Annotated in this window: 17 protein-coding genes and 1 riboswitch; all 17 genes read right to left on the bottom strand. The window is 32.9% G+C overall.

All coding sequences use genetic code 11. The features are described from left to right. Window positions 1-57: 57 nt before the first annotated feature. Window positions 58-744 (bottom strand): triose-phosphate isomerase, encoded by a 687-nt coding sequence (locus DWW96_RS06170; protein WP_117909805.1) that lies wholly within the window; start codon window positions 742-744, stop codon window positions 58-60. 12 nt (window positions 745-756) lie between these two features. After that, window positions 757-1278 carry a YjbQ family protein gene (locus DWW96_RS06165; RefSeq protein WP_117909804.1) on the bottom strand — a complete coding sequence of 174 codons (522 nt, stop codon included), beginning with the start codon at window positions 1276-1278 and terminating at the stop codon, window positions 757-759. Between the two features lie 37 nt (window positions 1279-1315). After that, window positions 1316-2191 carry a class II fructose-bisphosphate aldolase gene (locus DWW96_RS06160; RefSeq protein WP_117909803.1) on the bottom strand — a complete coding sequence of 292 codons (876 nt, stop codon included), beginning with the start codon at window positions 2189-2191 and terminating at the stop codon, window positions 1316-1318. A gap of 81 nt (window positions 2192-2272) precedes the next feature. After that, window positions 2273-2680, bottom strand: a complete 408-nt coding sequence (locus DWW96_RS06155) for a hypothetical protein (protein ID WP_243003028.1) — start codon at window positions 2678-2680, stop codon at window positions 2273-2275. A 147-nt stretch (window positions 2681-2827) separates the two neighbouring features. After that, window positions 2828-4183, bottom strand: coding sequence for a PTS transporter subunit IIC (locus DWW96_RS06150; protein ID WP_117909801.1), 1356 nt, complete (start codon window positions 4181-4183; stop codon window positions 2828-2830). Between the two features lie 65 nt (window positions 4184-4248). After that, window positions 4249-4533, bottom strand: a complete 285-nt coding sequence (locus tag DWW96_RS06145; RefSeq protein WP_117909800.1) for a PTS sugar transporter subunit IIB — start codon at window positions 4531-4533, stop codon at window positions 4249-4251. A gap of 52 nt (window positions 4534-4585) precedes the next feature. Continuing rightward, window positions 4586-5053, bottom strand: a complete 468-nt coding sequence (locus tag DWW96_RS06140; RefSeq protein WP_117909799.1) for a PTS sugar transporter subunit IIA — start codon at window positions 5051-5053, stop codon at window positions 4586-4588. A 14-nt stretch (window positions 5054-5067) separates the two neighbouring features. Further along, window positions 5068-7098, bottom strand: coding sequence for a BglG family transcription antiterminator (locus DWW96_RS06135; protein ID WP_117909798.1), 2031 nt, complete (start codon window positions 7096-7098; stop codon window positions 5068-5070). 280 nt (window positions 7099-7378) lie between these two features. After that, window positions 7379-11806 carry a PolC-type DNA polymerase III gene (locus DWW96_RS06130; protein WP_117909797.1) on the bottom strand — a complete coding sequence of 1476 codons (4428 nt, stop codon included), beginning with the start codon at window positions 11804-11806 and terminating at the stop codon, window positions 7379-7381. 3 nt (window positions 11807-11809) lie between these two features. Next, window positions 11810-12868 (bottom strand): flavodoxin-dependent (E)-4-hydroxy-3-methylbut-2-enyl-diphosphate synthase, encoded by a 1059-nt coding sequence (gene ispG, locus DWW96_RS06125; protein ID WP_022088467.1) that lies wholly within the window; start codon window positions 12866-12868, stop codon window positions 11810-11812. A gap of 69 nt (window positions 12869-12937) precedes the next feature. Continuing rightward, a complete protein-coding gene (gene rseP, locus DWW96_RS06120; RefSeq protein ID WP_022088466.1) occupies window positions 12938-14236 on the bottom strand; it encodes an RIP metalloprotease RseP in 1299 nt (432 codons plus the stop codon). A 125-nt stretch (window positions 14237-14361) separates the two neighbouring features. Beyond that, entirely contained in the window at window positions 14362-15189 is an 828-nt protein-coding gene (locus DWW96_RS06115; protein ID WP_022088465.1) for a phosphatidate cytidylyltransferase, read from the bottom strand. A 2-nt stretch (window positions 15190-15191) separates the two neighbouring features. Next, on the bottom strand, window positions 15192-15926 hold the full coding sequence (locus DWW96_RS06110) for an isoprenyl transferase (protein ID WP_022088464.1): 735 nt from the start codon (window positions 15924-15926) through the stop codon (window positions 15192-15194). A gap of 120 nt (window positions 15927-16046) precedes the next feature. Then, the gene (gene frr, locus DWW96_RS06105; RefSeq protein WP_117909796.1) at window positions 16047-16601 is read right to left on the bottom strand and encodes a ribosome recycling factor; all 555 of its coding nucleotides are present in this window, start codon (window positions 16599-16601) and stop codon (window positions 16047-16049) included. Between the two features lie 24 nt (window positions 16602-16625). Beyond that, complete coding sequence (gene pyrH / locus DWW96_RS06100; RefSeq protein ID WP_022088462.1) at window positions 16626-17324, bottom strand: UMP kinase; 699 nt, start codon at window positions 17322-17324, stop codon at window positions 16626-16628. 460 nt (window positions 17325-17784) lie between these two features. After that, window positions 17785-19224: a sodium:alanine symporter family protein gene (locus DWW96_RS06095; protein WP_022088461.1), complete on the bottom strand. Its 1440-nt coding sequence runs from the start codon at window positions 19222-19224 to the stop codon at window positions 17785-17787. Further along, window positions 19225-19349, bottom strand: a riboswitch (glycine riboswitch). Between the two features lie 144 nt (window positions 19350-19493). Then, the gene (locus DWW96_RS06090) at window positions 19494-20234 is read right to left on the bottom strand and encodes a LytTR family transcriptional regulator DNA-binding domain-containing protein (RefSeq protein ID WP_022088460.1); all 741 of its coding nucleotides are present in this window, start codon (window positions 20232-20234) and stop codon (window positions 19494-19496) included. Between the last annotated feature and the right edge of the window lie 182 nt (window positions 20235-20416).

Below are 20416 nucleotides of genomic sequence, written 5' to 3'. Positions count from 1 at the left end.
ATAAAAATTATTTAGTATTACTCCCCAAATTATGAAAGACTAGTTATGTCAATGTGGCTATTTCTCTTTTTTAGCTTTAACGATTGCCTCAGCCATTTCATGTACTCTCTGTGCCGGAGATGGTGCATTTAAAATACCTGATGTAGCACCTGTTCCATCTGCTCCAAGTTTTACTACATTATAGCAATCATCTGCTGTGCTTACTCCTGATGCAATCATTACTAATACATTAGGATTAACCTCGTGAAGACCCTTTACTGTTTCAATAGTATATGAGTCATCTGCTACCTTTCCTGTTCCAATCAAATCTGTTGGTTCTGCTAATACTATATCAGGATCCATACATGCAACTGCCTTTGCCTCAACTGTTGAATCTGCACAAACTATTGTAATCATTCCTAATTCTTTTGCTCTTTTAATTGTTGCATATAAATCTGAAACTGTTTTAGGATTTTCAGCATGATTTAAAAATACTGCCTCTGCTCCTGCTTCCTTTAATGATTCAGGAAGTACATGTCCCATTCCTCTTCCAGGAGTCAAAGGATCCATTGATTGAGCACACACAATAAGATTTTCTGTATTTTCCTTTATTAATCTTATGTCAGCATATGGGCATGTAAAATAAATCTGAAGTCCTGTTTCTTTTGCAGTTTTATCTGCTGCCTTTGCTAATTCCAAACTTTTTTCACCATATAAATATGACTTTGGATTAACAATCAAAAAAGGTGATTCTGCTTTTGCCATTTTACTCTCCTCCTATTCTCCTATAACAATAATTTTACATTTTCTTGTTCTTTCTCTTGTTCTGTCAAAATCTACAAAATAAACATATCCCGTAGGTCCTACACCCAATTTTCCATCATCAACTTCCAATGTGGCACTTGAACCAACAAGTGTAGATCTTAAATGGGCATCTCCATTAAATAAGGCTGTTCTATCACCATTTGGTAAATATGTAGCTGCATCAGGCCATGATTCAACAGCTTTATAATGTTCTTCACCAGGATAATTATACTGATCTGCATTTACATGATCAGGTATGATTTTCTTTAATACATCATTCAAATCTTCCTGTAAAAATTCATCTCCTGCTTCATTGTAATCATGTACAAATTCTTCAAAAAATACTGAGCATGTTGTATGTGGTGAAATTGCTACACAAATTCCATTCTTTATTCCACTTTTCTCTATTGCTTCTCTAACCTGTGGTGTAATATTTACATATGTTGGTGTACCACCGTGTGATTTTAACATAATTGTTTCTTTATATACTGCCATCTATACTCTCCTTTTCATAAAATTAAGTAGTAGTTAATTATTTTATTTTCTGAAATACCTTTATTGCACGCTTTACATCCTCTTTAATTGCTTCTGTTGCAACTAATGACATTGAGTCATAGAACAATGGCTTACTATCATCCTGCCAATATTCCTTTGATGCTTTTCCACCTGCTGTATTCATATATGTATAGTAATTAACTTTACAAATTCCATTTTCAATAGCTACAGCATAATCCTCATCTGATACTCCTGAACCACCATGCATAACCAATGGAATGTTTGTTGCTTCTCTAAGTCTTGCAACTCTAGGTAAATCCAATTTTGGTTCAGTCAGATATACTCCGTGTGTCGTACCAAATGCAACTGCAAGGCAATCTACATTTGTCATTTCAACAAACTTCTTTGCTACTTCAGGATCTGTATATATGTTATCTAAGTCTTCATAATCATCAGTGCTATCAGCTCCTGCTCCTTCACCCTGTACGACTTTTGATGTGAAAATATGTCCCAATTCAGCTTCAACACTTGCTCCAACTGCATGTGCAATTTTAACTATTTCTGCTGTTTCTGCTGCATTTTCTTCAAAACTTTTAGCTGATGCATCATACATAACGGATGTAAAGCCTAATTTTAAAGCCTGAACACATCTATCAAAACTTGAACCATGGTCTAAATGTAATGCAACAGGAACTTTCGCCCTTTCAGCATAATACTTCATAACCGGTCCTATCTCTTCTAAATCAATTAAATCATCATGGCTTTGTGCATGCTGTAATATAACAGGTGAATTAAGTTCTTCCGCCGCCTGAATAATTCCTCTGATTGCTTCTAGTGTTGTACCGTTAAAAGCTCCAACTGCCTTATGTTCTACTTTCGCTTCATCAAGTAATTCTTTTAATGTTACCAGCATTACTATCCCTCCTATCAATCCTATGGATTAAATAAAATAATCTATTTTAATTACATTGTTTTCAAATTTACTATATACTAATTAATTTTTAACTAATTTCTTACTGATTTTCTTCTGTTTTTCCAGTTCTTTTTTCTGAGCTAATCTTTCTCTACCTTCTTTTCTTGCTCTGGTAACAACAGAATCCGGATTAACTTTTTCATCTAAATCATAAAAATAATCTACTATTTCATCCTGTTCTTCAAATTCAGATACTCTAATCCAATATCTTCCTTTTAAAATCCCACCTTTATTTATATTCATATATATTGATGTATTTCCTGCAACCATTCTCATTGAGAAATTTGTCATTTCACTTATCTTATAAGTATGTTCCTGTTTGTATGCACGAAAAGTTACACTGTCTTTTCCCAATTCAAATTCATACGGATTACTTAAAGATATAAATTCATTCCACACATTATATACACAAATGATTAATATAAACATCAACAAACCACTAAATCCGGTCATCACCTGCCTGATTAGGCAATAAAGCCCAATCAGGAGTGTGAATAACCCCGGTAAAGTATGTTGAATGAAATAGTGTGATTTATTATACACATAACTTTTCATATATACATTTACCTTTCATTTTTATTTTTCTTCAGCATGAGCTGCTTTAATAATACGCTGTCTGTTTAAGAAAGCTAATGCAAGTGCTACAATTCCCACAACCACTAATGCTATAATGCTTAAGTTACCTGCTCTGTAAATAAGCCATGTAAGTGGGTTTGCACCATCACAAATTGATGAAATCTTTGTAACACCATCATATGTAGCTGCATCTACTGTATGAGCTACAGATGTAGTAACTGCTGCAAGGTCAGTTGAAATATATAAACCACCGATTAATGCAACAATACCTGTTATAATTGCACGGAATCCATTACCACCAACTAATGGTACAATTAATACGAACATATATGGTAATACTGATAAGTCAGTCATTGGAAGTACTGTGTTTCCAGGAAGAATAACTGCAAGGAATACAGCAACCGGTACAAGAATAAGTGATACTGTTAATGTAACAGGATGTCCTACACCTACTGCTGAGTCAAGTCCAATATAAATCTTTCCTCTGTTTGAGAATCTCTTTGAAATAAATCCCTGAGCTGCTTCTGAAATTGGCATAAGACCTTCCATAAGTAATGCAGCCATTTTTGGAATAAGTACTAATGCAGCACCTAAGTAAATACCACATGTTAAAATGTCTTTTAATGGATATCCTGCTAATACTCCGATAACAAGACCTAATACTGTACCAATAATAATTGGTTCACCAAATACACCGAATTTCTTCTGTAATTTTTCAATATTAATATCGATCTTGTTAACTCCCGGAATCTTATCGATAATCCAGTTAACTACGATTGCAAATGGAACAAAGGCTGCTGTAAATCCATGAGGAAGTGAAACGCCCGGCATTCCTAAAACTTCTTCTGCCTTTGGTGCTGTGTAGTCAGCAATTACAAATACTATAATAATATTAATAACAGCTGCTATAATACCATATGCAAGGTTATCTGTTACAATAGCAACTAATGAACCTGTAAATGCGAAATGCCAATAGTTCCAAATATCAACGTCGATTGTCTGAGTTGTATTTGTAAGTAACATAATAATGTTAACAATTAAACCAATTGGAATAATTATAAGACCAATTGTTGTACCCATAGCAATCGCTGCTGCTGCAGGCCAACCTACATCTACAGTTGTAAGTGATAAATGGAATCTGTCGGCCATTTCCTGAACTGCCGGTGCTAAATAAGTACCAATAAGTCCTACTGCAAGGTTAAGTCCAATGAAACCTACACCTACTGTTAATCCACCTCTAAGGGCTTTACCAAACTTTGCTCCTAAAATAACACCAAAAATTGTTAAAATAATTGGCATCATTACGCTTGCACCTAAACCATTAATGTAACTAAAAAAATCAATAATATATTGCATGCTTTTTCTCCCTTCTTAATCTCATTTGAAAATAATTTCAAATATTTTCTTACGTGTTACTTTTTCTACTTTTTCATCTGTTCTTCTACATCACTGAACAATTTGTCAACTCCGATACCTGTCAATAATGGAAGTCCAGGTATTACAGGACAAGGAATGTTTCCACCAACTACTGTTGTAGCAATGGCAAAGTCAGCATTTTTTGCTTTTTCTGCAAGTTCAGATACCTGACACTGTTCAATCTGGTATTTTCCTGCATATCCGTGCTCATTAAGATACTGAGATACCTTCTGGTTTGCAACTGTTGATGTTGCTACTCCTGATCCACATGCGATAACTATTCTTTTCATATCTGTTTCTCCTTTCATATAATTATTTGCCTTTTGGCAATTTATTAAGTTCCTACCCCTCTACAAGAGTGGTCATAACTTCATTAATTTTGTCCATGTCCTGTGCCATAATCTCTTTTAATGTATCTTGATTCTGGCATACGGTTATTAATTTCTGGAGCATATCCATTTGATCTTCTTTATGTTTAATTGAAAGCATAAACAATATTGAAACATCAGTTGTTTCTCCCTCCATTCCCATTACATTAAATGTTACGGGTTTGTCTAAAATTCCAAGACAAATTGCTGCATCATTTACATGTTCAGGATCTGTATGTGGAATTGCCACACTTATTTCTCCAACCGGAAGACCTGTAGGATAAACTTCTTCTCTTTTTAGGATTGCCTCAGGAAAACTATCCTTTACATATCCTTCCTCCTGTAATGCTGAAGCCATCTGTGTTAAAACTTCTTTGTCATTTTCACCTGATAAAGTAACTGCTAAATAATGTTTTTCTTTATTGCTTGTTATCTTTTTCATCTTTCTCTCTCCTTTTACTTTTTTTCAAAACTCTTTATCATATCTAAAACTGATTGTTCATTAGGAAGTTCATCAAACTTCCTGATATTATTTTCGTCTCCAAAAATCATCATCATGTCATATATTGCCTGATTAATGCTTTCAGCATCCTTAATACTCATTCCTATTACATATCTTACCGGATCGTTAAATTCACTTCCGAATTCTATTCCTTTTTTTAGTCTTACAAATGAGGCTGCCTCTTTTATAACTCCCTTACTACTATCAGCATGTGGAAGTGCCATTCCCTTGCATACTACAATATATGCTCCATGTTTTTTTACATTGTTAACCATTTCATCAATATACTGACCTGTTACAGTTCCTGAATCACGGAGTAACTGTCCTGCACATTTTATTGCCTCTTCCCAATCTTTAGCCGGATAATCAAGAACAATTCTATCTGTTGAAAGTAATTGATAAAATGCTCCTTGTATGTCCTTTCCGGTATTCTCATTTATATCTTTTATATTAGGCAATTCCATTTCTTCTTTATTCTGTCCCTTAAGTTCAAATACTTTTTGTTGAATATTCAGTATATCCTTGTCATCTAGCATTGGACTTCTTATGACTACACTCGGTAAAACTGCATCCGGTAAAGGAATTGTTGAAATAATCATCTTAGCTCCCGATTGTTCTATTTCCTTCATATTATGATGTGACGATACACTGACAATTTCTATAATATCATCAAGTATTTTTAACTTTGCCAACATAAATTGAACTGTTCCTCTTCCTGTTGCACAAACAAGTGCTACCGGAATTTTTTTATTTTTATTGTTTTCAACTTTTTCTTTTTCAATTACTGATGCAAAATACAAAACAAGAAATAATACCTCATCTTCCGAAAATTTCTTTCCTATAAATCCTTCCAGTTTTTCTAATTCCTTATGTACAATCTTCAGTATTTCAGGATAATCGTTTATAATTGCTTCTTTGAACGGATTTACTAAAACTTCTCCATTCATAACTCTGTAGACAGCCGATTTCATATGAGCAACCATCAAATCATACAATCCAAAATCAAGATAAAAATCTATTCCTAATTTTCCTGATATCGAATGAATTGCTTCTGCAATCATTACCTTTATATCCAAAGAATTTGCACTGTTTCTTTCACCCTTAAGATATCTCTTTCTTCTCAGGCACTTAGTAAACATAAGTATTTCTTCTTCTGTTATTCTGATGTCATATTTTACTGCTATTTTATTGAGCACCGATTTACTAAATGGATACTTTGAACTAATTTCAATTTCTTCTCTTCCACTCTCTTCAAAAGAAGTAAGATATTTCTCCCGACTCATTCTGTTTACCATTATTACCAATTCAACAATAGCTTCATAAAATGAGTAATCTTCTAATATAACTCCTGTATCTTCCTCTTCCTCTAAAAGAATACTTTTCAAATAATCAAAACTCTGTGCATAATCAACTTGTTTCAAAAGTAGATTCCAATAAATATTAAGCATATATCCGTTTTGATAATATTCTTCACTGTTAATTTCCAATAACTTCAAAATATTCTCACGAATCTGTGATTCTGATGCTTCAATTGTATAACCCACATGAGCTTTGGCTTTTAAATTCATATCCCTGTCTTCAAACCATATTTTCAATTCCTGTAAATCACTTAAAATTGTATTTCTACTTACACCAATTTCTTTTTTTAATTTATCAACAGTTATGTATTCTCTTCCATTAAGAAGTATCAATGCCAAAACAGTGTGTCTTTCATTTTTAGTCATTGTATATGAATAAAAATCATAATTTGTAATAAATTTTTCAAATTCTTTTATATTGATTTGTCTCTTATTTTCTAGCTCTAATTCTCCCTCAGAATTTTCGGAAATAACCGGCAATCCTGCTTTTTGCAAGTCATCATTTATTCCCTTAATATCCAGTCGTATGGAGCGTTCCTGAACATTATATTTTTCTTTAAATTCTGATATGTTCAGTTTTTCATTCCAAATTAATTCGTTTAATATTTTATTGCCTCTTCGGTTCATATTCTCACCTTTTCCCCTTCGACTTAATTTAATTATAATTTGTTTATTTTTATTTTGAAGTCCAACTTTGCACAGATTTTTTTCATCAAATTGTACTATTTATTATTATTATCCAACATTTTTTTGTATTTTTCTACCAAATTCTTTTATTTATCGGTGTTGAAACGTTTCTATTTTTTTCATATTATTTCATTATTTATCAACCTGTAAATATTGATTTTTACACAAAAAAACATGCAGCTATACAAAAATATTTTTGTATAACTACATGCTTAATATTTTACAAATCAAATATAGATAACTGATTTCCTTCAGGCATTCCATCAAGCAAACCTAGGTCTGACATTGTTTCCACAACTGTCTTACTTACTTTTGCCCTTTCTCTCAAATCATCTTTTGAAAGGAATTTTCCATCTTTTGCTGCCGCTTCAAGCATTTCTGCAGCTTTATCTCCCATTCCTTCTATTGCACTAAATGACGGCATTACCTTTCCATCAATAACCTGAAACTCTTTTGCTTTTGCTCTGTAAAGGTCAATTGGTTCAAATTCATATCCTCTTGCATACATTTCCTGTACTACTTTTAAATCCCCAATTGTATCTTCATCTTTTTTACTTGTTTCATTATTCTCTTTCTTACGCATAAGATTGTCCAGATAATACTCGCAACGTTCCTTACCCTGACACATTAGTTCATAGTTAAATGCCTTTGCTCTTATGGCAAAATAAGCTGCATAATATGCCTGTGGGTAATAAACTTTATAATATGCAACTCGAAGAGCCATCATAACGTAAGCTGCTGCATGGGCTTTCGGGAACATGTATTTAATCTTTTTACATGACCATATATACCAATCAGGCACACCATTATCAATCATAATCTGCTCATTTTCAGGAGTAAGTCCCTTACCTTTTCTTACAGCTTCCATTATCTTAAAGCTAATACCCGGGTCAATTCCTTTGTCAATAAGATAAGTCATAATATCATCACGGGTACAAATTGCTGTTGAAATAGTACATTTGCCCTGTGCAATTAACTCCTGAGCATTTCCAACCCATACGTCCGTACCATGTGACAATCCCGAACACCTAATCAAATCGGCTATTGTTTTTGGCTTTGCATCAACATACATTTGAATAACAAAATCTGTTCCCATTTCAGGAAGACCCAGCGTCCCGATAGGACATCCTCTTATCTGTTCAGATGTTACTCCTAATGCTTCCGGGCTTTCAAATAAAGACATAAGCTTCGGATCATCAAACGGAATCTCTACAGCATTCGTTCCTGTTAACTTTTCAAGTCTTCTAATCATTGTCGGATCATCATGTCCAAGAATATCAAGCTTAAGAAGGTTAGCATCTATGGCATGATATTCAAAATGAGTTGTAAGCGTATCTGTCGTCATATCATTTGCAGGTTTTTGGATTGGTGTAAATTCATATATTTCCTTATCTCTTGGGACAATAACAATACCACCCGGATGCTGTCCTGTACTCTTTCTTATACCGGTACATCCTCTTGCTATTCTGTCGATTTCAACATAACGCTTATGTATATCATGCTCTTCAAAATAATTCTTTACATAACCAAATGCTGTTTTATCAGCTACACCTGTAATGGTTCCTGCTCTGAAAGTATGTCCTTTACCAAACATAACTTCTGTATATGCGTGGGCATTTGCCTGATATTCACCCGAAAAGTTTAAGTCAATATCAGGTTCCTTGTCACCGTTAAATCCAAGGAAAGTTTCAAATGGTGTATCAATTCCATCTTTATGAAGCGGTGCCCCACATCTTGGGCATTTTTTATCCGGCAAATCCCAGCCTACACCACCATTTAATGAACGTATTTCTTCAGAATCAAATTCCGAATACTGACAGTTAAGACAGTAATAATGTGGTTTAAGTGGATTTACTTCCGTAATTCCTGACATAGTTGCCGCAAATGATGAACCTACGGAACCTCTTGAACCTACCAGATATCCGTCTTCATTTGATTTTAAAACCAAACGTCTTGCCATTATATACATAACCGCATAGCCGTTACCAATAATAGAATCCAATTCTTTTTCAAGTCTGTCGTGAACTACTTTTGGTACAGGGTCACCATATATTTCTTTCGCTCTTGCATGACACGAATTTCTAAGTTCCTCTTCTGAATTATCAAGCACCGGTGGACATTTATCCGGATGGATTGGTGAAATATCCTCAATCATATCACTAATCTTTGCCGGATTTGTTATAACAATTTCTTCCGCTAAATCACTGTCAAGATAACTAAATTCATTAAGCATTTCATCAGTTGTTCTTAAATAAAGCGGTGGCTGTTCATCTGCATCTTTAAATCCGTTACCATACTGAATAATTCTTCTGTACATTTCATCTTCAGGATCAAGGAAATGTACGTCACATGTAGCAACCGTAAGTTTTCCGAGTTTCTTTCCAAGTTCAATTATCTTTTTATTTATATTAATTAAATCTTCATTTGAATTGAGAAGTCTCTTATCATCCTTTTCAGGGTCGCCTGTCTTAACCATAAACTGGTTATTTCCAAGAGGCTGCACTTCAAAATAATCATAGAAATCAGCTATTCGCATAATTTCCTGCTGACTATGTTCATGTAATATTGCCTGATATAATTCTCCTGCTTCACAGGCACTACCAATAATCAATCCTTCTTTATATTTCAAATAGTCACTTTTATGAATTCTTGGTTTACCATTTGCAAATGTATCTATATGAGAAATAGATATAAGCCTATACAAATTTACTCTTCCTATGTTATTTTGTACTAATATAATGGCATGATGGGCTTTCGCTTTCTTCATTGCATTTTCAGACATTTTTCCGGCTTCGTTAGCCTTGTCTAAATCATGAATATCTTTTTCTTCAAGCAAATCACACATTTTTAAGAAAATGTGAGCCGTACATTCAGCATCATCAACAGCTCTATGATGATTTTCCAAGGAAACACCTAATGCCTTTGCAACATTATCAAGTTTATATCGACCTAGTCCTATTATAAGGAATCTTGCCATTAACAATGTATCCACAACTGTAAAATCACATGGTAATCCCTGCCGTTTTGCATTTGCCGAAATAAAGCTCATGTCAAAATCTGCATTGTGTGCAACCATAATTGCGCCTTCGCAAAATTCTAAGAACTTTGGAAGTACTTCTTCAATTTCAGGAGCATGGATTACCATATTATCATTTATACCTGTAAGTTTTTCTATTCTAAAAGGAATCGGTACTTTAGGATTTACAAAAGTACTAAACCTGTCCACAATCTGACCATTTTCAACTTTTACTGCGCCTATTTCAATTATTTTATCAAGAGATGGAATAAAACCGGTTGTTTCGATATCAAATACTACATATCTGTCTTTAAGGCTTTGTCCTCTTGGATTTGTTATCATATCCTTCAAATCATCTACAAGATATGCTTCAACACCATATATTACTTTAAAGTCAAATTCTTTTCCCTGCTTTTTACACATACTCTTGATATCGCAATATTCATGCCATGCATCAGGGAAGCCCTGAACAACACCGTGGTCAGTAATTGCAATTGCTTTGTGACCCCAGTCATAAGCCCTTCTGACAATTTTTCTTACATCACTTACACCGTCCATATCGCTCATTTTTGTATGGCAGTGTAATTCAATTCTCTTATCAACTGCTGTGTCATGTCTTATTTCAACAAAATTTGATATAAGCTTCATTCCAAAGATGTGTCCAACATTTACTTCCTTATCATATGGATCATAAGCTGCTCTACCTTTAATTCTTACAAATTTGCCTTTACCTACACGACTTTTAAAATCTGCCAAAACCTCTGTATTATCTAAGAACAATTTAACCATTACACTGTCTGTAAAATCAGTTACAGATAAAGAAACAATAATCTTTCCTTTTCTTGTTTCTCTTTCATCCATATTAAATATCTGTCCCTTAATAACTACTTCACCTGAGTCATCAAATAATTCTGCAATTTTAGTTTCTTCATCAAATTCGAAATCTCTACCATATACGACATCAGGGTTATCCGAGCGGGTTGATTTTACAATCTTAGGTCTTTCAGGTGTTTCCTGTGCCTTTTCTTCCTGTTTTTCAGGCTTATTGCTCTTATTTCTGCTCATTAAGATTTCAACTTCATTTCTAAGTTTCTTTTCTTTCTGTTCTTTAAATTTGTCCTTTTGTGCTTCAACTTTCTTAATTACAACTTTTAGCGGAATATTAAAACGAATATTGTAAATATTCTCAATTGTATTTTTTATGACATTCATACGTTCCTCTGTCATAAGATGCGTTTCAAGTTCCATCTCTAAAGCTGAATCGGACAAGAACTGAAATTGTGCCTTTTTATACATTGTCGCTATCAGCGCACTTTTTTGGGAAAGTTCTGTATAAATACTATCCTTATATATGTCAAATAAATTTTTTGGAGTATATTGTTGTGATAAACTGTAATGCTCCATTATCTGAACGGATATTTTCTTTCCCATCTTTAATTGTCTGCATAATTCATTTTCTACAGATAAAATAGCAGGCTTATTAATAAGCCTGCTGCTTTCTATATAAATACGCAATTTTGTTCTGTCTCTGTTAGCAGTAATTCTTGTAACTTCAACCTGTTCAAATATTTCTGTTAATTCACTATTAAGTTTTACATCTGGAAATACTTCAAAAAAAGTTTTTCTTTCCATATATTACTCACTCCAATTTTTCAATTCGTATTCTAATGCTTTAAGTAATTCTTCTTCAGGAACCTTTTTAATTATTTCACCTTTTTTCATAAGGATACCGACACCATTTCCGCCTGCTATTCCCAAATCTGCTTCTTTAGCTTCTCCCGGTCCGTTTACAACACATCCCATAACAGCTACTTTAATATCAAGATTCTGGTATTTTTCCACTAATTTTTCTACTTTTGTTGCAAGTCCTATTAAGTCAATCTGTGTTCTTCCACAAGTAGGGCATGAAACTACAGAAATTCCTCCCTGCTTTAATCCTAAAGTCTTTAAAATTAAATTAGCACTTCTTATCTCTTCAACAGGATCTCCTGTAAGAGAAACTCTTATAGTATCTCCTATTCCCTGACTCAAAATAAGTCCTAATCCAATTGCAGACTTAATGTTTCCTGATGTAACTGTTCCTGATTCAGTTATACCAACATGTAATGGATATTTAGTTTTATCAGCAATCAGTTCATGAGCTTTTACACACATTAAAACATCTGATGATTTAATGCTTATAACAAGATTATCATAGCCTAAATCTTCTATTATTTTAACTTTATCAAGTGCACTCTCCACAATTCCTTCTGCTGTCACTCTTCCATATTTTTCTAATATATGTTTTTCTAATGAGCCGCTGTTAACACCGACACGGATAGGGATATTTCTTTCCTTAGCCACATCTACTACAGCTTTAACTCTATCTAAGCTGCCGATGTTTCCCGGATTAATTCTTATCTTATCTGCACCATTTTCCATTGCTGCTATTGCAAGTCTATAATCAAAATGAATATCTGCAACTAATGGAATGGATATTTGTTTTTTTATTTTCTTCAAAGCCTTAGCAGCCTCCATTGTTGGAACTGCACATCTTATAATATCGCATCCTGCAACAGTTAACTCCTTTATCTGCTTTACAGTTGCCTCTACATCTTCTGTTTTAGTATTCGTCATTGACTGAATAAGGATTGGATTTCCTCCTCCAATTACCTTATCACCTATTTTTATCACTTTTGTACAATCTCTATACATATTCAGACTCCTAATTTTTATTTCAAATAAGATGCATTATACAAATTTATTCACATTACTTACCGTTAATTACAATAATTTTCTTACATCATTAAAGATTAAGAATAGCATTAATACCATCAATAATGCAAATCCAATGAAATGTACCATTCCTTCCTTATCTCTTGATACAGGTTTTCCCTTAATAACTTCAATAATGCAAAATACAAGTCTTCCACCATCTAATGCCGGCAAAGGTAAAAGATTCATCACACCTAAGTTTGCACTCAACATTATAGCCATATTGATGAGACTTAAAAGTGCCCTGTATGCACCTTCTGATTTACTTGCTTTATAAGTATCACCAATTGCACTTACAATTCCCACCGGTCCTGATACTTCATTTGCTGAAACCTTTCCGGTAACAAGCATCTTTAAACTCTTTAATACTGTATTAATCTGGTATTTTACTTCTACAAAACTATATTTTAAAGTTCTTCCAAATGACATTCTCTTTCTTGCAAGATTGTACTCAAAACCTTTTGAATAAACCGTCTGATACTGAGGTGTCATCTTAAGTTCCTTAGTCTTTCCATTTCTATTAACCGTTATCGTAACTGTATTATCACCAAATGGATTTTCTTCAATATATTTCTGTAACTCATCACCTGATTTAATTTCTGTTCCATCAACAGCAACCACTACATCTCCCGGCTGAGCTCCTGCTTCATCCATTGCACTGCCGGCTGTTACATTTCCTATAGTCGCCTCTGTATCACCGGAATTATATGACATACCAACCATATATTTCTTTACTTCTTCCGGCTTATAAGAAATTTTCTGTTTTTTTCCATCTCTTATGAATGTAAGTTTTACATTATCCGAACCTAAAGGATTAACAAAATCTTCTAAATACAATTCTCTACCGATACTTACTCCTGTACCATTATATTTAGTAATTATATCTCCTTTTCTAAGCCCTGCTTCATAAGCAGGTGATGACTTATCCACTGCCGTTACATAAGATTTATCTGTTCCAATTGCTGCTATAACAATGACTGATAAAACAAATGCAAGAATAAAGTTAAAGAAAGGTCCTGCAAAAACTACTGCCATTCTTGCCCACACCGACTTTGAATTAAATGAACCTTCTACAACTGTATCTTCATCTTCTCCTAACATGGCACATGAGCCACCAAATGGAAGACATTTAATTGAATACTTTGTTCCACCTTTTTCAAAACTACAAATTCTTGGTCCCATTCCAATAGAGAATTCATTTACTACTATTCCATTTTTCTTTGCTACAATAAAATGTCCAAATTCATGTATTAATACTAATACGCTGAAAATTATTAATGCTATTATAATACTGATAATATTTGACATACTGTCATTCCCACCTATTCTACAATTATTTTTATTTTACCTGCACCATAAAATTATCATAAATGATATTTTATCTAATGTATATGTTGTAATTGTTAACATTTAAGTTTTTTCATATTAAAATTTTAGAAGAAATTTATTAAGAGCCATACTATAGGTGCAACAAATATTACGCTGTCAAACCTATCCATTATGCCACCATGTCCCGGTATAAGTGTACCATAGTCCTTAATATCATGATTTCTCTTTATTGCTGATGCAGCTAAATCTCCTGTCATTGCAATAAGACTTCCTGCTGCACATACGATTGGATATGCTATTCTAGGGTCTAAATATCTCATTTCTATATTATTCTGAAATACTGTTGCATAAACAAATCCTAATACAGCTGCTCCAAGTATTCCACCTATAGCACCTTCTATAGATTTCTTCGGGCTTAGCACCGGTGCCATTTTATGTTTTCCAAATGCAACACCAAATACATATGCACATGTATCACTTCCCCATGAGCATAAGAATATTAACCATACATTATATGCGCCATTATTACCCATTCTTACTAAATAAACAAAAGACAACATAACTGCTACATATATTGTTCCAAAAATTGCTGCCATTACCTGTTCAGTCTTGCATTTTGGAAATTCAAAAACATAAATAGCCATGCATGCAATAAGTAATGCAACTATTAAAAATGGAACATATGTCATCATATCAAAACGAAGCATTGCATAATAAATAATTACTGCAATATATGATAATATTCCGGTAGCATATTTTTCAATACCAAACACTCTGTTCATTTCATATAAACCAATTAAGGAAACAATTCCAACTGTAACAAGTAAAACATCATTTCCTAAAATAATGGTTATAAGTGCAATTATCACCAAAATTATTCCGCTAAAAAGTCTTTCATAAAAAGATTTATTCATAAATTTACTGATTACCATCTTTAGTTCTCCTCAACTTTTCCAAATCTTCTGTCTCTTTCATTATACTTAGCTATAGCTTTTTTTAATTCCTCTTTATTAAAATCAGGCCATAAAACATCTGTAAAATAAAATTCTGTATATGCAAGCTGCCATAAAAGATAATTTGACAATCTTAACTCTCCACTTGTTCTGATTAATAAATCAGGGTCAGGAATATCGTGAGTATCTAAAAAACCGTTAAACATATCTTCTGTAATATCTTCCGGAGCAATTTTGCCTTCAGCACATTCTCTAGATATTTTTCTGATTCCTCTTACAATTTCATCTCTTGCTCCATAATTAAGTGCAATGATAAATGTAATACCTGTATTATTTTTTGAACACTCTTCTAATTCTTCTATTTTTTCAACAATCTCAGGTTCTAATCTGCTTCTTTCACCTATAACTCTTACTCTCATATTGTTGCTGTTTGCTCTTTTAATACAGTCTTTTAAATAATTTTTGAGAAGTTTCATTAAAGCTGCAACTTCATCATCAGGTCTGTTCCAGTTTTCTGTTGAAAATGCATATACAGTCAAATACTTAACACCTAAATCATATGCGTCTTCTATTATTTTTTCTACCGTCTTTGCTCCTGCCACATGTCCTGCATTTCTAGGTAAAAATCTCTTTTTTGCCCATCTTCCATTGCCATCCATAATAATGGCAATATGATTAGGTATATTCATTCCTGTTAAATCTATACTCTCTGCCATACTTCCTCCGGTTTCTGTATACATTCTAAAATGGCTTTTGCACAGAATCAATTTTTATTCTTTGCAAAAGCCACTTATTAATACGAAATTGTTTTTGCTAAGGATTTATTAACATTTCTATTATACTGTTAATATTTCCTTTGATTTTTCTTCTACTGCTGCATCAATCTTTGCAACATATTTATCTGTAGATTTCTGAACATCATCCTGATATTCCTTAATTTCATCTTCTGAAATTCCATCTTCTTTTCCTTTTTTCTTAATTGCATCCATTGCATCTCTTCTAATATTTCTAACTGCAACTTTTGCATTTTCACCTTTTTTCTTAACATCCTTTACAAGTTCTTTTCTTCTTTCTTCTGTTAATTCAGGGAAAACAAGTCTAATCATCTTACCATCATTAGTTGGTGTTAATCCTAAATCAGACATTAAAAGTGCCTTTTCAATATCTTTCAAAATTGATGCTTCCCAAGGCTGAATTACAATCATTCTTGCTTCAGGTACAGAAATATTACCAACCTGCTGAAGTGGTGTTGGTGTACCATAATAATCAACTGTAATCTTATCTAAAATATGTGGATTCGCACGTCCTGCTCTAATAGATGTGTATTCACTATATAAATTGTCTAATGACTTTTCCATCTTATCTTCATATGTCATAATTAATTCTTCCATGTTAAAACTCCTTCATTCTATAAATTATTCTACTGTAATTTTTGTTCCTATTTTCTCGCCTGTTGCTGCCTTAATAATGCTATTTTCTTCATTCAATCCGAATAAAAGCATTGGCATTTTATTTTCCATTGCCAAAACACTTGCTGCAAGATCAATTACTCCAAGTCTGTCATCTACAATCTTACTTATTGGTAATTCATCATATTTCTTAGCATCCGGGTTAACAGCAGGATCACTATCATACACACCGTCAATTGCTTTAGCTCCTAAAATACAATCTGCTTCAATTTCAATGGCTCTTAAAACCATTGTCATATCTGTTGAAAAATATGGATGACCTGTTCCTCCGGCGAAGAAACAAACCTTACCTGCCTTTAATCCATTAACAGCTTCATCCTTTGAAAATAATTTAGTCCATGTTCCGCATGTAAATGGTGTAAATACATCTGTGTCCATTCCTTCTGTTCTGAATATTTCTGACACATACATACAGTTCATAATTGTGGCAAGCATACCGATTCCATCTGCCTTAGGTCTGTCAATCTTTTCACTTGTACGACCTCTCCAAAAATTTCCTCCACCTATAACTATTCCAACTTCTATATTCTTATCTACAAGTTGCTTAACCTGCTTAGCAACTGCAACACAAGTTGCCTCATCAAATCCGGTTTTCTTATCACCGGCTAAAGCTTCACCGCTAAGTTTAAGTAACACTCTCTTCATTGTTTATTCCTCTTTTTTCTATTATTATTTCGTATGTTTATCTGTATCATTCCACAAAATGGGCGCACTAATACAAAATCTGTAACTAGAATACCATAGTTACTAAAAAAATTCAATTATACCTTTGTTGTAAAACATCCATATTTACAAAAGATTTTCTTATTATTTTTCTACTCAAATAATTTCTTAATTATAATGCAGAAATCATTTTAAACAAACTATGTTTTTGTTTGACTTCCCCGTGTTCTTTCATTTAAATAAATAGGTTAAGAACATAACTTAAATTATATTTGTAAACTAATCTGAATATACTTATATCTTGCGTCAAAATGCATATACTTAAAAGGCAGTCTGAATCATTATTATATGTATCCGAAATTTCTCGTACATATAATCAGCATTCAGACTGCCTTCTTATTTTTATTGTTTTATATCTTCCTAAAATATTTATTAAGATACTCTATTTATTATTCTGTTTCTTTTTTTCATCAAAATAATCTTTTGTTTCTTTTGCAACTATACCACTTAATACAAACAATGCAATAATATTTGGAATGGCCATAAGTCCATTAAATATATCTGCAATTGTCCATACTGCCTTAACAGTCATATATGGTCCGATAAATACTGCTAAAATGTATAACCATCTATAAACCTTTACAGCAGTTTTACTTTTATTTGATAAATATTCCAAACATCTTTCACCATAGTAATCCCATCCAAGAATAGTTGTGAATGCAAAGAATACTAAACATACCATTAATATGAATGCTGAAACTTCTGCCGGGAGAAAACTTAATCCTTTCTGGAAAGCATATGTCGTAACCTGAACGCCTTCAAGTCCAACAACTTTGTATGCACCCATCATTACAATTGAAAGACCTGTTAATGTACAAACAATAATTGTATCTATGAAAGTACCTGTCATTGTTACAAGTCCCTGACGAACAGGATCTTTTGTCTTTGCTGCAGCTGCTGCTATAGGTGCTGAACCAAGACCTGCTTCATTTGAGAAAATACCTCTTGCTATACCTTTTTGCATTGAAATTGCTATAGATGCAAATACACCACCTGCTACTGCTTTTGCACCAAATGCATATTCAACTATTGTCACTATTGCTCCAGGTAATTTTGTAATATTAGTTACGATTAAAACTAATACTGCAACAATATATAAAACAGCCATAAATGGTACAATTACCTGTGATACATTAGCAATTCTCTTAATACCACCAATTACAACTAATCCTACACAGATAGCTAAAACAAAAGCTGTGATTACAATAGCAATTGAATAATCATTTCCTAAAATACTAACTGTATCTTCTTTATTAGGGTCAAAGAATGACTGGACCGCTGATGCAATTCCGTTAACCTGTGTAAATGTTCCGATACCAAATAAACCTACACATGCTCCAAAGAATGCAAATATCTTCGCAAGCCATTTCCATTTATGTCCCATACCATTTTCTATGTAATAGAATGGTCCACCAAGTACATGACCTTCTTCATCAATCGTTCTATAGCGTACTGCTAAAAATCCCTCTGAATATTTTGTTGCCATTCCAAAGAAAGCAGCTACCCACATCCAAAATAACGCCCCCGGTCCACCTACTGCAGTACCAAGTGCTGTACATCCAATAGCTGTTGCTACACCTACAATGTTACCTGTACCAATTGTTGCTGATAATGCTGTACATAGTGCTCCAAAACTACTAACTTCCCCGTGTCCTTCTTCTTCGTTCTTAAACATATACTTAAGTGCCTTAGGCAAATGCACTATCTGTAATAGTCTTAACCGAAAAGTAAGGTAGATGCCTGCTGCAAGAATCAACACAATAAGTGGGATTCCCCAAACTAAATCATCTACCTTAACTAAAAAATCCGTAAAATTGCTCATAATATTCCTCCTGTCCTTTTGCCTGAGAGATTAGTGATGCTTCTAAAAGTTTAAATATCACCTTACACCTTCGGCGTCTGTATAACTGTTTACCTCAGCTATCAGAACTCTCCAGTTGTCACCCTTAATCTTATCTTTTGTGACACTATCATATTTATTTTAGTAAGGTAAAGCGATAAAATCAAGCACTTTTTTTATAACTTTTTATGTCATTTCGTTTTTTCTATGATTTTCCCGACCCATCTTTATTATTTTATATGTAATTTAACTTACCTGATAACTTTATATATATCTAAGTTAAATAAAATATTTAATTCATTGATATCCTGTATAAATTGCTTTTTAATACTACTTCCAATTTCTATCTTTTTATCAAATTCCTTGATTTCAATTATTCCTTCATCACTAATATTTACTATATGAGCTGCATTTACTATACCATTTCTGCTACACCGTACAAAATCTTTACAACCTAATCGCTCTATAATACTGTCACATGTTTTATACCCTATGTTTGTAACCGTATCATTACTATATATCTTAACCTGTCTGTTGCTGTTTTCTATATATTTTATTTCGGATTTATTAAAAAAATAAATAACACCATTGTGCTTAAATTTAACTTTGTCACTCTTTCTTTTTACAAATTTATAATTATTTAGTTTCTTCAATATTTCTTTTAGTCCTTCCATGTCATATGGTTTTCTCATAAAAGCATAGCATCTGACAATTTCATATGCTTGAAAAATAAGTTTCTCATTATCAGCCATAATAACAACCGGAATAAATCTATACGCCCTCTGTTTTCTTACATCTTTCGCAAATTCAAAACTATCGTTATTTGAATTTATTTCAATAATAAACAAATCAACATCATTATTAATTATAACTGAATTTGCCTCTTTTTGCGTTTTAACTGATAATATACAAATATCACTATTTACTTCATTTACCACCATACTTACTTTTTTCAGGCTTTCATCACTTACCCAAATTAAAATCTTTTTCATTCATTTCTCCTATACATAAAAACACAACATCATATTCATTCTACGAATAATGACATTGTGTTATATATATTTCTTCTTTCGTATTTTATAAATTATTCCCTATAATTTATAACTAAGCAAAACCTTCTCCACATAAACACATTTAAAATATTTTGCTAAATATATTAACTTTTTCGTACTAT

Origin of the sequence: Eubacterium sp. AF17-7, from assembly GCF_003461285.1 — a bacterium.
Classification (GTDB): Bacteria; Bacillota; Clostridia; order Lachnospirales; family Lachnospiraceae; genus Eubacterium_U; species Eubacterium_U album.
The sequence above is the reverse complement of the archived record's forward strand: the minus strand, read 5'-3'. Positions and strand labels throughout refer to the sequence as shown.